The following is a 14329-nucleotide window of genomic DNA, read 5'->3' on the forward strand; positions in this document are numbered from 1 at the left end:
ATACAGTTGTGTAAAGCCCCGAATGACTCGGGGCTATCCCCAATATGGTAAAGAGGTTAACGTGAAACTGGATGAAATAGCCCGTTTAGCAGGTGTTTCCCGCACAACGGCTAGTTATGTGATCAATGGCAAAGCCAAGCAGTATCGAGTCAGCGATAAAACTGTTGAAAAAGTGATGGCGGTCGTCAGAGAACACAATTACCATCCAAATGCAGTAGCTGCTGGGTTGCGCGCGGGCCGAACTCGTTCTATTGGGTTAGTTATTCCCGATCTTGAAAATACAAGCTATACCCGCATAGCGAATTACCTTGAAAGACAAGCGCGTCAGCGTGGCTATCAGCTTTTGATTGCTTGTTCAGAAGACCAACCTGATAACGAAATTCGCTGCGTTGAACATCTTCTTCAGCGTCAAGTTGACGCGATTATTGTTTCCACTGCATTGCCTCCTGAACATCCGTTTTATCAGCGCTGGGCCAATCGTTCATTACCTATCATTGCACTTGATAGAGCACTTGAAAAAGAACACTTTATTAGTGTTGTGGGTGATGACCAAGAAGATGGATTTATGATTTCAACTGAGTTGCGTAAATTTCCAGCTGAATCTGTATTGTATCTTGGTGCGTTACCTGAGTTGTCAGTCAGTTATTTACGTGAACAAGGTTTTCGTAATGGATGGCAAGGTGATCCGCGGGAAGTCGATTACATTTATGCTAATAGTTATGAGCGTAATTCAGCTGCTGATGTGTTCGCAAATTGGCTGGATAAAGGCAATGAAATGCCGGATGCATTATTTACGACCTCATTTTCTTTATTACAAGGTGTACTCGATGTTGCCTTGAAGCGCAATGGGCGCTTGCCTGAACATATGGTAATAGCAACCTTTGGCGATAATGAGCTACTTGATTTCTTAGGTTGTCCTGTCCTTTCTCTGGCACAACGTCATCGTGATATTGCTGAGCGCATTTTAGAATTGGTTTTAGCAAGTCTTGATGAGAAACAAAAACCAGAACCGGGTATTACTCGCATTCGTCGAGATTTATGCCGCCGCGGAAGTTTAGGTCGAAAACAATAAAAAAATCGACGTAACTTTGTGCATTCAAAAAAAACACGTTGAATAATTAGTGATGTTGATCACGATTATTAGTAATATATCGGCCCCTACTGAGTAGGGGTCTTTTTTTTTCATGCTAAAAATAGGTAAATATTTAACTTTAGGAATTATCTTAATATGTTTATCTGTAATTTTTTAAACGAAACTAAATGAATAAATAAATTTAATTTAAGTTTATTTAACTTACGTGAAAAATAAAATAGATAACTAATAATCCATATAATACTGTCTATTAAAACAGTTAGTTAATCAATTGAAATTTATTGAGTTTATTTTTCTGTGTGGTGTTTTTGATTATTATAGTTAATTAAGTGTAGTTAGTTGATACGTTAAATGTTCAGGACCCCGATGAAATAAGCGAATTAAAAATGAGACTTATATAACATTTAGGCTGGTTTGTGTGTTTTTTGAGCGTTTAAATATATTTGGAGTAATTTTAATGGCACTTAATAAATAAGTTAATTATATCAACTTGTTATTTCTTATTTTACGCTCTAATTGAATATTACCCGATTTTATCTTTTCAAAATTGTTCTGTAAATAAAGCTAAAGCTGAGAGCGTCTGGCTTGACAACGTTTTCATACACTTCGTAAACTTTATAAGTGGTGAATTGTGGGGTAAAGTGGGTAGCTAGGAAATTAAGGGGTAAAATCGGGTATGTTTCGTGGGGCTACACTGGTTAATCTCGACAGCAAAGGGCGACTAACCGTGCCGACTCGTTATCGAGGAATGCTGAGCGAGGAATCGAAAGGGCAAATGGTATGCACCATTGACCTTCACCAGCCATGCCTATTGCTATACACCTTACCTGAGTGGGAAATCATTGAAGAAAAACTATCAAAGCTCTCAACAATGAATCCAGCAGAACGACGAGTACAGCGCCTCTTACTTGGTCACGCCAGTGAATGTCAGATAGATAACGCCGGACGTCTTTTGCTAGCTAACACACTGCGTCAACATGCAGGGCTAACAAAAGAGGTCATGCTGGTAGGCCAAATCAATAAGTTTGAACTTTGGGATGAACAAATGTGGTATCAGCAGGTGGAAAATGACATTGCCGCTGAGCGTCTTACGGAAGAGCCACTATCAGCCCGTTTACAGGATTTATCACTTTAATAATGACACAGCCACAATTTAAACATGTAACAGTTCTGCTCGATGAAGCAGTTAACGGTCTGAATATTAAACCAAATGGTATCTATATAGATGGCACATTTGGACGCGGCGGTCACTCTCGCCTTATTTTAAGCCAATTAAATGAGCATGGAAAACTTATCGCAATAGACCGCGATCCTGAAGCGATTAAAGCTGCTCAGGCTATTGATGACCCTCGTTTTATGATTAAGCATGGCCCATTTTCTGATATCGCTAATTATGTTGAAGAAGAAGGCTTGGTTGGCAAAATTGATGGAGTTTTACTGGATTTAGGCGTGTCTTCACCGCAATTAGATGATCCAGAAAGAGGATTTTCATTCATGCGTGATGGTCCATTAGATATGCGTATGGACCCGACGAAAGGTCAATCAGCCCAGCAATGGCTGATGACAGCAGAAGCCGATGATATTGCTTGGGTGTTAAAAACGTTTGGTGAAGAGCGATTTGCAAGACGTATTGCTCGCGCAATTGTCGAACGTAATCATGATGCTGAAGCTGAGCCATTAACGCGCACGCGCCACCTTGCGGAACTTATTGCGAAAGTGAGCCCAGTGAAAGATAGACATAAGCATCCTGCAACTCGAAGTTTCCAAGCTATTCGAATTTACATTAATAGCGAATTGGAAGAGATAGAAAAAGCACTTAATGGGGCGATGTCAGTCTTAGCACCTGAGGGGCGTTTGTCGGTGATCAGTTTTCACTCTTTGGAAGATAGATTAGTGAAAAGATTTATTCGTCAAAACAGTAAAGGGCCCAGTGTGCCAGCGGGTATTCCATTGACTGAAGCGCAAATTAAACTACTTGGCGCGGCAAAATTGCGTGACCTTGGCAAAATGAAGCCATCAGAGCGTGAAATTGAAGAAAATCCACGCGCTCGTAGCTCTGTTCTACGCTTTGCCGCAAGAGCAGTAGAATAATGACTCCTGAAAGACACAGTCTGGCAAAAGTGATTGGGCGTGATTTATTTCGTTACGGCATTATTCCATTACTTTTGCTTACCGCAATCACAATAAGCGCGGTATTTGTGGTGACGACAGCCCATGAAACGCGCTTATTGACGGCGGCAAAAGACAAGTTATACGAAGAAAAAGATTCGTTAGATATAGAATGGCGAAACTTGATTTTGGAAGAGAATGCGCTAGCGAATCATAGCCGTGTAGAGCGTTTATCAGTTGAAAAATTACAGATGGTTCATGTTGAACCATCTCAAGAAAATATTATTGTTTCGAAACAATAATAAAAGGGTCCTAATGAAAGCACCTAAAACAGCTAAAAACAAGAAACAAGAAGAAACCACCAGCTTTGTTCGCTGGCGCTTTGTTTTGCTGTGCGGATGCATTGTCTTAGCTTTAGTCGGTCTACTGACCCGAGTAGCTTACTTACAAATTATCGCCCCTGAAAAATTAGTTAAAGAAGGGGATATGCGCTCCTTACGTGTACAAGAAGTAGCAACCGCTCGTGGCATGATAAGTGATAGGGAAGGTCGTCAATTAGCGGTGAGCGTACCAGTTAATGCAATTTGGGCTGATCCAAAAGAAATTTTTGAAAAAGGCGGCATTAGCCACGATGAACACTGGAAAGCGCTTGCTGAAGCACTTGATATTCCATTAGAACAAATTACCACCAAAATATCCGCGAACCCAAGAGGTCGCTTTGTTTATATCGCTCGTCAGGTTAATCCAACGATCGGTGACTACGTTCGCAAGCTAAAAATACCGGGTATTTATTTACGTAAAGAATCGCGTCGTTATTACCCATCAGGTCCCGTGACTGCCCACTTACTCGGTGTGACTAATATTGATGGGGAAGGTATTGAAGGGGTTGAAAAAAGCTTTGATCGTTGGTTAAAAGGATTGCCGGGTGAGCGCATTGTGCGTAAAGACCGCAACGGACGAGTGATTGAAACAGTTTCTTCCGTCGATAGCCAAGCGGCGCATAATCTTACATTGAGCATTGATGAAAGAATTCAATCAATTGTATACCGAGAGCTCACTCGCGGTGTTCAGGAAAATAAAGCTGAGTCAGGCGTGGCCATCTTAGTTGATGTGCATACGGGAGAGATTTTAGCGATAGCCAATAGCCCGTCATATAATCCAAATAATCTTGCTGGCACGCCGATGGAATTCATGCGTAACCGCGCTATTACCGATATTTTTGAACCTGGTTCGACAGTAAAACCGATGGTGGTGATGAGTGCGTTACACAATAAGATAGTGACAGAGAATACCGTATTAAATACCTATCCATATCGTATCAGCGGTCATGAAATTAAAGACGTTGCACGTTATGCAGAGCTATCTATTACCGGTATTTTACAGAAATCGAGTAACGTTGGTGTTTCTAAACTGGCGTTAGCGATGCCTGCTACAGAGTTGGTGGATGTGTATGGCCGCTTTGGGTTTGGCAAACCGACCAATCTGGGGTTAGTCGGGGAAAGTAGTGGTATCTTTCCAAGTAAAAAAACACGGTGGTCTGATTTAGAAAGGGCCACCTTTTCTTTCGGGTACGGGCAAATGGTAACACCATTACAATTAGCGCGTGCCTATGCAACGATTGGCAGTTTCGGTATCTATCGTCCACTGTCAATTACTAAAGTTGACCCACCTGTTGCTGGAACGCGCGTTTTTCCTGAGCCGATAATGAGAACGGTTGTTCATATGATGGAAAGTGTTGCTCTACCGGGAGGCGGGGGAACACGTGCAGCAATTAAAGGCTATCGGATTGCAATTAAAACAGGGACCGCGAAAAAAGTCGGACCTGAAGGCCGTTATATTGATAAATATATCGCATATGCCGCAGGTGTTGCTCCAGCAAGCAATCCTCGCTATGCACTTGTGGTGCTTATCAATGAGCCAAGTGCAGGGAAATATTATGGTGGTGCGGTATCTGCACCGGTATTTGGAGCCATTATGGGCGGTGTTTTAAGGCTCACGAATATTGAACCAGATGCATTACCGTCAGGTGACAAAAACGAAATAGTGAACAGTCAAAAAGAGGTTAAAAGTGGCAGATCGTAATCTTTGTGAGCTTCTCTCACCTTTTGGTGTGAGCACGGAAAATATCTCACTGCGTGAGATGACGCTAGACAGTCGAAAGGCTGCCGCGGGTGATCTGTTTATTGCAATAAAAGGCCATGAGTCAGATGGCAGACATTATATCCCTCAAGCGATTGCTCAGGGTGTTTCTGCTGTCATCGCTGAAGCGCAGGGCGAAGCGTCAGAAGGTGAAATACGTTTCAGCCACGGTGTACCCGTTATTTATTTGAATGATTTGAATAATCGTTTATCGGCTTTGGCTGGCGAATTTTATCATCATCCTTCTGCACAAATGAAATTAATCGGTGTGACGGGAACTAATGGCAAAACAACCACAACGCAGCTAATTGCTCAATGGGCGAAAGGTCTAGGCGAAGTCAGCGCGGTGATGGGAACCGTGGGTAATGGGTTATTAGGACAAGTATCGCCAAGTGAGAATACCACGGGTTCAGCGGTCGATATTCAACTTGAGTTAACTCAACTACTGAACAAAAAAGCGACCTTGACGGCAATGGAAGTTTCTTCCCATGGTTTAGTGCAAGGTCGTGTTGCTGCACTGTCATTTGATGCTGCTGTATTTACCAATCTAAGCCGTGATCACCTTGATTACCATGGTGACATGGAGAACTATGAAGCCGCTAAGTGGCTTTTATTTTCAACGCACAATGCAAAAACTCAAATTATAAATGCAGATGATGCCGTTGGATTGAAATGGTTACAACGTTTACCACAAGCTTGTGCAGTTTCAATAGAAAATCGCCTTCCAAGCCATTGGCAAGGGCCTTGGTTACAAGCAACTGATGTTGAATACCACGATAAAGGCGCGACTATTCACTTTGATTCTTCATGGGGAAATGGTTCATTTGAAAGCCCTTTGATGGGCGCATTCAATGTCAGTAATTTACTTTTAGCAATGGCGACATTGTTAATGATGGATTATCCATTGGAACAATTACTTGCAGCGACATCGTCCCTTGAGCCTGTTTGTGGGCGCATGGAAGTGTTTAATGCGCAAGGCAAGCCTACCGTTGTGGTTGATTATGCTCATACACCAGATGCATTGGAAAAAGCCCTTGCAGCCGCACGTTTACATTGTGCAGGCCAATTATGGTGTGTATTTGGTTGCGGTGGTGATAGAGATAAAGGCAAGCGTCCATTGATGGGCGCAGCCGCAGAAGAGTGGGCTGATAAAGTTGTCATCACGGATGACAACCCTCGCAGTGAAGATCCATTAGACATTATTAATGACATCATGGCGGGTATTCTGGACTCAAGTCGCGTATTAGCGATACCGGGTCGCCCTGAAGCGGTTACAAGCACAATCTTACAAGCGGCACCTGATGACGTGATCCTCATCGCGGGTAAAGGTCATGAAGACTATCAAATTATTGGTCATCGTAAGTTAGATTATTCAGATCGCTTAACGGTGGCAAGGTTACTGGGGGTAATCGCATGATCCCAATTACATTAACCCAGCTAGCGCAAGTAACTCAGGGGCGTATTGAAAAAGCGGCTAATAATGAGTTGCAGCTTCATAATGTCAGTACGGATAGCCGTAATATTGGGCAAGATTGCTTATTTATTGCGTTAAAAGGCGAGCGTTTTGATGCACATAATTTCGCTGAACAAGTTGTCCTTGCTGGCGCAAAAGCATTATTAGTTGAAAGGCTTTTAGCGGTAGATTGCCCTCAAGTGATTGTTGAAGATACGCGAATTGCCATGGGGCAGTTAGCCGCTTGGGTTCGCCAAGCAAGTAAAGCAAAAGTTGTTGGTTTAACCGGTTCTTCTGGTAAAACATCGGTCAAAGAAATGACCGCGTCAATTTTGTCTGAACGCGGAAATACCTTGTATACCTCGGGAAATCTGAACAATGATATAGGTGTGCCATTAACGCTATTTAGATTAACTGATGAGTTCGATTATGCAGTGATTGAAATGGGCGCTAATCATCCAAATGAAATTGCGTACACGACAAATATCGTTAAACCAGAAACTGCATTGGTCAATAATTTATTCGGAGCACATCTGGCAGGCTTTGGTTCTCCAGAAGGTGTAGCGAGAGCTAAAGGCGAGATATATCAAGGATTGCCTGATGAAGGTACGGCGATTGTTAACCTTGATAGCTACAGTGAATTATGGCAATTCCAACCACGTCAGACGGTTTGGTATTACTCACTGACAGCGCAAGCTAAAGCGGATTTCTACCCATCTAATATTCAAATCAAACAACTCACGACAGATTTTACTCTGCATACCCCTGTTGGGCAGGTCGAAATTACCTTGCCACTCCCGGGTGTACATAATATTGCCAATGTTTTAGCAGCAAGTGCACTGGCTATTTCTGTGGGTGCCACACTGACTGATATCCAAAGTGGTATCGCGCAGACGCAAGCAGTGCCCGGACGCTTGTATCCAGTACGGTTAAGTGAAAATAAAGTGGTCTTAGATGACACTTACAATGCTAACGATGGCTCAATGATTGCAGCGGTTAATGTATTGGCTAAAATGCCGGGCTATCGTGTATTGGTCGTTGGTGATATGGGAGAGTTAGGTGATTACGCTCATGCATGCCATCAGCGTGTTGGCTTAGCGGCTAAACAAGCTGGATTAGATAAAGTGCTGAGTGTTGGTGAACTCAGTGAAATTATCAGTCAATTTAGTGAGTGCGGTGAGCACTTCGCTCTTAAAGACGCGTTATTAACTCGACTCATTCCTCTAGTGCAGGGAAATGATGTTGTTTCTATTTTAGTGAAAGGTTCACGCAGCTCCGCGATGGAAGATGTTGTGAATGCATTGAAGGAGTGCTTCAAATGTTAGTCTGGCTTGCCGAGATATTGGTACATAAGTTTTCTGTCCTGAACGTCTTTTCTTATTTGACGTTCAGAGCCATTGTCGGTTTGCTGACAGCACTTGCTATCGCATTATGGATGGGGCCACACCTGATTGCTTACTTGCAAAAAATGCAAATCGGTCAAGTTGTGCGCAGTGAAGGTCCTGAGTCTCACTTTAGTAAACGCGGAACCCCGACTATGGGGGGCTTGCTCATCCTATTTTCTATCACAGTTTCCACCTTACTTTGGGCGCGTTTAGATAACCCTTATGTTTGGTGCGTTCTTTTTGTCCTAATTGGATATGGCGTAGTCGGGTTTATCGATGATTATCGTAAAGTCGTCAGAAAAGATACCCGTGGATTAATCGCTCGTTGGAAATATTTTTGGCAGTCAGTTATCGCTTTAGTCATCGCGTTCACTATGTATGCTATCGGTAAAGATACTCCTGCTACCCAGCTAGTTGTGCCTTTTTTCAAAGATGTCATGCCGCAATTAGGTATGCTTTATATTTTACTGGCTTATTTCGTGATCGTTGGAACCAGTAATGCGGTTAACCTCACTGATGGCTTAGATGGCCTTGCTATCATGCCAACCGTATTTGTCGCTGCTGGTTTTGCATTGGTGGCTTGGGCAACAGGTAACGTCAACTTTGCTAGTTATTTGCATATCCCATTCATACCACATGCGGGTGAGCTGGTTATTGTCTGTACCGCTATTGTGGGCGCGGGGCTTGGGTTTTTATGGTTTAACACTTATCCAGCGCAAGTTTTTATGGGCGATGTGGGCTCGTTAGCATTAGGTGGCGCACTTGGAACGATTGCCGTATTACTGCGCCAAGAATTCTTATTAGTTATCATGGGCGGTGTATTTGTTGTCGAAACATTGTCGGTGATTTTGCAAGTTGGCTCATTCAAATTACGTGGGCAAAGAATATTTCGTATGGCACCAATTCACCATCACTATGAATTGAAAGGCTGGCCAGAACCACGCGTCATTGTACGTTTCTGGATCATCTCTTTAATGTTGGTCCTTATTGGACTGGCAACATTGAAGGTGCGTTAACATGAGCATTTATCAGGGAAGTAAACAGCCAGATGAAAAATATCTGGGTAAAAAAGTCATCATTGTAGGCTTAGGATTAACAGGCCTATCTTGTGTTCACTTTTTTCTTACTCGAGGTGTCGTGCCTCGCGTTATGGATACTCGCGCTGTTCCACCTGGTGTAGATAAACTCCCTGAAAATGTTGAATGTCATTGCGGTAGCTTAAATGATGAATGGCTGCAAGAAGCTGATTTAATTGTGGCAAGCCCGGGTATTGCGTTGGCAACCAAACAATTACAGCAAGCCGCTAGTCAGGGTATTGAAATTGTTGGTGACATCGAATTGTTTTGTCGTGAGGCAGATGCGCCTATTATTGCTATTACTGGGTCAAATGGTAAAAGCACAGTGACATCTCTCGTTGGCGAAATGGCAAAAGCTGCCGGTATTTCTGTTGGTGTCGGCGGCAATATAGGTATTCCAGCCCTATCATTACTGAATTCAGGTCATGAATTATATGTTTTAGAGTTATCAAGTTTTCAACTCGAAACGACTTCAAGCTTAAAAGCGATTGCAGCAACGGTACTTAATATCAGTGAAGATCATATGGATAGATATCCATTAGGTCTGCAACAGTATCGTGAAGCTAAATTAAAAATTTATCATAATGCACTGAACTGCATTGTGAATGCACAAGACCCGCTAACATTACCGCAAAACTATTCCGTGAATGAATGTATTAGTTTTGGTCTCAATAGCGGTGATTATTTCTTTGATACCCAAAAGCGAGTTTTAGTCGCTAAAGGGGAAGCCGTGTTGGATGTAGCGCAAATGCACATGACAGGGCAACATAATTATCTGAATGCATTGGCCGCGCTTGCGCTCGCAGATACTGCGGGTATAGCGCGTAGCGCAAGTATTCAAGTGCTCAAAACATATGCAGGTTTAGTTCATCGTTTTCAATTAGTCTTATTTAATAAAGGCGTTCGTTGGATAAACGACTCTAAAGCAACAAATGTAGGTAGCACCGAAGCGGCACTAAACGGTTTGCATGTTGATGGCACTATTTATTTATTGCTAGGCGGTGATGGGAAGTCTGCTGATTTCTCATCATTGAAAAACTATATATCTGCGGATAATTACCGCCTTTATTGTTTTGGCCGAGATGGTAAAGCATTAGCGCAATTAGCACCTGAAAAATCAGTATTAACTGACACTATGGAACAAAGCTTGCGTCAATTAGCCCCAAGTTTGAAGAATGGCGATATGGTGTTGTTGTCGCCGGCTTGTGCAAGTTTGGATCAGTTCAAAAGCTTTGAGCAGCGTGGCGATATATTTGCTCAGTTAGCCAAGGAGTTAGGTTAATGATGATACCCGGTGCAGCGCGCTTAAAAGGTTGGGTCATCGGTGAAAAGCTTGGCGTAATTTCAGGCACGACATTGTACGATCGTACTTTGGTATGGTTAGCATTTGGTTTGGCGACAGTTGGTTTCATTATGGTAACCTCGGCATCAATGCCTGTTGGCCAGCGACTGACTAATGATCCTTTTTACTTTGCTAAACGCGACGTCATGTACCTTGTGGTAGCCTTCATACTGGCTTTAGGTGTGATGCGAATTTCGATGGCGATGTGGGAAAAGTATAATTACATTTTATTGATGCTCTCATTAGCAATGTTAGGTGTGGTATTAGTTGCGGGAAGTTCCGTTAATGGTGCCTCGCGTTGGATTGATATTGGTATTGTTAAAATCCAGCCTGCTGAAATTTCAAAGTTTGCGCTCTTTTGTTATGTTTCTAGTTACTTAGTCCGTAAATCAGAAGAAGTACGCACACGTTTCCTTGGGTTTGTAAAACCCATGTGTATTTTGATAGCAATGGCATTTTTGTTGTTGTTACAACCTGATTTAGGTACTGCAATTGTATTAGTCGTTACGACGTTAGGACTACTTTTTTTAGCCGGTGCTCGGTTAGCTCCTTTTATTATTGGTATTACTGCTTGTGTTGTCGGCGTGCTCGCATTGATTTGGTTTGAGCCGTATCGTTTGCGTCGTGTGACATCATTTTTGAATCCATGGGATGATCCCTTTGGGAGTGGTTATCAATTAACCCAATCATTAATGGCATTTGGTCGAGGGGAATTATTCGGTCAAGGCTTAGGTAATTCAGTTCAAAAACTAGAATATTTGCCCGAAGCGCACACGGACTTTATTTTTTCAATACTCGCTGAAGAGCTTGGTTATATAGGTGTTGTACTTGTTCTGATTATGGTTTTCATGTTGGCATTTAGAGCAATGATGATCGGTCGACGTGCATTACTTTCTAATCAATTATTTGGCGGATACCTTGCTTGTGCCATTGGTATCTGGTTTACCTTCCAAGCGTTGGTTAATGTTGGTGCTGCTGCGGGCATGCTGCCAACTAAAGGATTAACTTTACCTTTAATCAGTTACGGTGGTTCAAGTTTATTAGTCATGTCGGCTGCGATAGCAGTATTACTGCGGATCGATTATGAAACACGTTTAGAAAAAGCTCAGGCCTTTGTAAGGAGTACCAAATGAGTCAGGCAAAAAAATTACTCGTCATGGCTGGCGGAACAGGTGGACATGTTTTTCCTGGCCTAGCGGTAGCACATTATTTGCAGGCTCAAGGCTGGGAAATTCGTTGGTTGGGCACAGCAGACCGTATGGAAGCAACCTTAGTACCGAAGCATGGAATTGAGATTGAATTTATTCAGATATCAGGTTTAAGAGGCAAAGGTATTGCAGCAATGATTGGTGCACCTTGGCGTATTTATAAAGCTATTCGTCAAGCTAAGGCCATCATTGAGCGCTATCAGCCAGATGCAGTATTGGGTATGGGCGGATATGTATCAGGTCCCGGTGGCATTGCGGCATGGCAGTGTGGCGTACCGGTTGTATTGCATGAACAAAACGGTATTGCAGGCTTAACCAATAAATGGTTATCAATAATTGCAAAAAGAGTATTACAGGCATTTCCGGGCGCATTTCCAAATGCGCCTATAGTGGGTAATCCGGTACGTGATGATGTATTAGCTTTACCTGCCCCGCAAGCGCGATTTGCTGGTAGGGAAGGGGCTATGCGAATTTTGGTTGTCGGCGGTAGCCAAGGTGCGCGTATTTTAAATCAAGTTATGCCCAAAGTTGTCGAAAAAACGAACAAACAGTTAAATATATGGCATCAAGCTGGAAAAGGAAGTAAGGAATCGACTGAAGCGTTGTATAATGAACATCTGCAAGTTTCAGGCAATTCTGAACATAAAGTTACTGAATTTATTGACGATATGGCGCAAGCTTATGCATGGGCGGATCTTGTTATCTGTCGTTCAGGAGCTCTAACGGTTAGCGAAGTTGCAGCAGCAGGTTTACCTGCTATTTTTGTCCCTTTTCAGCATAAAGACCGTCAGCAATATTGGAATGCTTTGCCATTAGAAAAGGCTGGTGCTGCAAAAATTATCGAGCAGCCACAATTTACGGCAGAAGCTGTTGCTAGCTTACTAGAACAGTGGGATAGATCAGAATTATTATCGATGGCAGAAAAAGCGTATAGCTGCGCCATTACAGATGCGACGGAGCGTGTAGCAGCTGTGATTTGCGAAGTGGCTAATGCTAAATAAAATGCAGCCATCATGAGTTAAAACCGATACAGAATTTATATAAGAAGCGAAGACATATAGTGAATACACAACAATTAGCGAAATTAAGAACATCAGTGCCAGAAATGAGAAGAGTCAGGCACATCCATTTTGTTGGCATCGGTGGTGCTGGCATGGGTGGTATCGCTGAAGTGTTGGCTAATGAAGGTTATGAAATTAGTGGATCAGATTTGGCACCAAACGCAGTCACTCAGCAATTAACGGATTTAGGCGCAACAATTTATTTTAATCATCGCCCTGAAAATGTTGAAAATGCGAGTGTTGTGGTTGTTTCAACCGCTATTTCTGCAGAAAACCCAGAAATTAAAGCGGCAAATGAATTGCGTATACCTGTTATACGTCGTGCTGAAATGTTAGCTGAACTAATGCGTTACCGCCATGGTATTGCGGTTGCAGGCACTCACGGTAAAACGACAACAACAGCTATGATTTCGGGCATTTATGCGCAAGCAGGGTTAGACCCAACTTTTGTTAACGGTGGACTTGTTAAATCAGCAGGCACACATGCACGTTTAGGTAGTAGCCGCTATTTAATTGCTGAAGCTGATGAAAGTGATGCATCGTTTTTGCATTTACAACCTTTAGTGGCGGTTATTACAAATATTGAAGCCGATCATATGGATACCTATCAGGGTAATTTTGATAACCTGACAGATACCTTCATTAATTTTCTGCATAACTTGCCATTTTATGGCCGCGCAGTGATGTGTGTTGATGATCCCGTGATCCGTTCATTATTGCCACGAGTCGGTCGTTATATCACCACTTATGGTTTTAGCGAAGATGCAGATGTAAGAATTACGCAGTATGAGCAAAAAGGAAATCAAGGATTCTTTACGATAGCGCGTGAAGGTATGCCTGAATTGACCGTGGTACTTAATGCGCCGGGTCGCCACAATGCCCTTAATGCAACAGCAGCGGTCGCCGTTGCAACAGAAGAAGGGATTGATGACCTTCATATTTTGACTGCATTAGTTGAGTTCCAAGGAACGGGGCGTCGTTTTGATTTCCTAGGTAATTACGCTCTTCGACATGTGAATGGTAAAGAAGGTGAGGTGATGCTAGTTGATGATTATGGTCATCACCCAACAGAAGTGGACGCAACAATAAAAGCGGCGAGAGCCGGATGGCCTGATAAACGTATTGTGATGATATTTCAACCACATCGCTATACGCGTACTCGTGATTTATATGATGATTTTGCGCATGTACTGAGTCAGGTCGATGTATTGTTAATGTTAGAAGTTTATGCGGCTGGTGAGAAGCATGTGCCGGGAGCAGATAGCCGTTCATTATGTCGAACAATTCGTGGTCGTGGGCTGGTAGATCCAATATTTATCGCTGATTCAGAACAAGTTAGTCAAATTTTGGCTAAAGCACTTAACGATAACGATTTAATTTTAGTTCAAGGCGCAGGAAATATTGGTAAAATAGCGAAAAACCTCGCAGATACGAAATTACAACCACCGATGGTTGAGGAGTAA

The 14329-nt window shown here is 42.7% G+C and carries 12 protein-coding genes; all 12 read left to right on the forward strand.

Features of this window, described 5'->3' with window-relative positions:
- Positions 1 to 61: 61 nt before the first annotated feature.
- The 12 genes from cra (at position 62) to murC (ending at position 14329) form a co-directional block, all read left to right on the forward strand.
- Positions 62 to 1072 carry a catabolite repressor/activator gene (cra, locus tag DD649_RS01330; protein ID WP_294102857.1) on the forward strand — a complete coding sequence of 337 codons (1011 nt, stop codon included), beginning with the start codon at positions 62 to 64 and terminating at the stop codon, positions 1070 to 1072.
- Positions 1073 to 1769: 697 nt separating this feature from the next.
- Complete coding sequence (gene mraZ / locus DD649_RS01335; RefSeq protein ID WP_294102614.1) at positions 1770 to 2228, forward strand: division/cell wall cluster transcriptional repressor MraZ; 459 nt, start codon at positions 1770 to 1772, stop codon at positions 2226 to 2228.
- Positions 2229 to 2230: 2 nt separating this feature from the next.
- Entirely contained in the window at positions 2231 to 3184 is a 954-nt protein-coding gene (gene rsmH, locus DD649_RS01340) for a 16S rRNA (cytosine(1402)-N(4))-methyltransferase RsmH (RefSeq protein WP_294102616.1), read from the forward strand.
- Positions 3184 to 3504: a cell division protein FtsL gene (gene ftsL / locus DD649_RS01345; protein WP_294102617.1), complete on the forward strand. Its 321-nt coding sequence runs from the start codon at positions 3184 to 3186 to the stop codon at positions 3502 to 3504. The genes rsmH and ftsL overlap by 1 nt, the downstream gene beginning before the upstream one ends.
- 13 nt (positions 3505 to 3517) lie before the next feature.
- Complete coding sequence (gene ftsI / locus DD649_RS01350) at positions 3518 to 5284, forward strand: peptidoglycan glycosyltransferase FtsI (protein ID WP_294102619.1); 1767 nt, start codon at positions 3518 to 3520, stop codon at positions 5282 to 5284.
- The gene (gene murE, locus DD649_RS01355; protein ID WP_336428704.1) at positions 5271 to 6758 is read left to right on the forward strand and encodes a UDP-N-acetylmuramoyl-L-alanyl-D-glutamate--2,6-diaminopimelate ligase; all 1488 of its coding nucleotides are present in this window, start codon (positions 5271 to 5273) and stop codon (positions 6756 to 6758) included. Before ftsI ends, murE begins: the two co-directional genes overlap by 14 nt.
- A complete protein-coding gene (murF, locus tag DD649_RS01360) occupies positions 6755 to 8119 on the forward strand; it encodes a UDP-N-acetylmuramoyl-tripeptide--D-alanyl-D-alanine ligase (RefSeq protein WP_294102625.1) in 1365 nt (454 codons plus the stop codon). Before murE ends, murF begins: the two co-directional genes overlap by 4 nt.
- Positions 8113 to 9195, forward strand: a complete 1083-nt coding sequence (gene mraY / locus DD649_RS01365) for a phospho-N-acetylmuramoyl-pentapeptide-transferase (RefSeq protein ID WP_294102627.1) — start codon at positions 8113 to 8115, stop codon at positions 9193 to 9195. Before murF ends, mraY begins: the two co-directional genes overlap by 7 nt.
- A 1-nt stretch (position 9196) precedes the next feature.
- Positions 9197 to 10537 (forward strand): UDP-N-acetylmuramoyl-L-alanine--D-glutamate ligase, encoded by a 1341-nt coding sequence (murD, locus tag DD649_RS01370; protein ID WP_294102629.1) that lies wholly within the window; start codon positions 9197 to 9199, stop codon positions 10535 to 10537.
- Positions 10537 to 11730, forward strand: a complete 1194-nt coding sequence (gene ftsW, locus DD649_RS01375) for a cell division protein FtsW (RefSeq protein WP_336428707.1) — start codon at positions 10537 to 10539, stop codon at positions 11728 to 11730. Before murD ends, ftsW begins: the two co-directional genes overlap by 1 nt.
- Entirely contained in the window at positions 11727 to 12806 is a 1080-nt protein-coding gene (gene murG, locus DD649_RS01380; RefSeq protein WP_294102634.1) for an undecaprenyldiphospho-muramoylpentapeptide beta-N-acetylglucosaminyltransferase, read from the forward strand. Before ftsW ends, murG begins: the two co-directional genes overlap by 4 nt.
- Before the next feature lie 104 nt (positions 12807 to 12910).
- The gene (gene murC / locus DD649_RS01385) at positions 12911 to 14329 is read left to right on the forward strand and encodes a UDP-N-acetylmuramate--L-alanine ligase (protein WP_294102860.1); all 1419 of its coding nucleotides are present in this window, start codon (positions 12911 to 12913) and stop codon (positions 14327 to 14329) included.

Source organism: Providencia sp., from assembly GCF_003533305.1.
Classification (GTDB): Bacteria; Pseudomonadota; Gammaproteobacteria; order Enterobacterales; family Enterobacteriaceae; genus Providencia.

Coding starts and splice junctions, on each gene's coding strand:
- murF (WP_294102625.1), top strand. CDS start 6,755: ATGATCCCAATTACATTAACCCAGCTAGCGCAAGTAACTCAGGGGCGT.
- rsmH (WP_294102616.1), top strand. CDS start 2,231: ATGACACAGCCACAATTTAAACATGTAACAGTTCTGCTCGATGAAGCA.
- mraZ (WP_294102614.1), top strand. CDS start 1,770: ATGTTTCGTGGGGCTACACTGGTTAATCTCGACAGCAAAGGGCGACTA.
- murC (WP_294102860.1), top strand. CDS start 12,911: ATGAGAAGAGTCAGGCACATCCATTTTGTTGGCATCGGTGGTGCTGGC.
- ftsL (WP_294102617.1), top strand. CDS start 3,184: ATGACTCCTGAAAGACACAGTCTGGCAAAAGTGATTGGGCGTGATTTA.
- murG (WP_294102634.1), top strand. CDS start 11,727: ATGAGTCAGGCAAAAAAATTACTCGTCATGGCTGGCGGAACAGGTGGA.
- mraY (WP_294102627.1), top strand. CDS start 8,113: ATGTTAGTCTGGCTTGCCGAGATATTGGTACATAAGTTTTCTGTCCTG.
- murD (WP_294102629.1), top strand. CDS start 9,197: ATGAGCATTTATCAGGGAAGTAAACAGCCAGATGAAAAATATCTGGGT.
- ftsI (WP_294102619.1), top strand. CDS start 3,518: ATGAAAGCACCTAAAACAGCTAAAAACAAGAAACAAGAAGAAACCACC.
- ftsW (WP_336428707.1), top strand. CDS start 10,537: ATGATGATACCCGGTGCAGCGCGCTTAAAAGGTTGGGTCATCGGTGAA.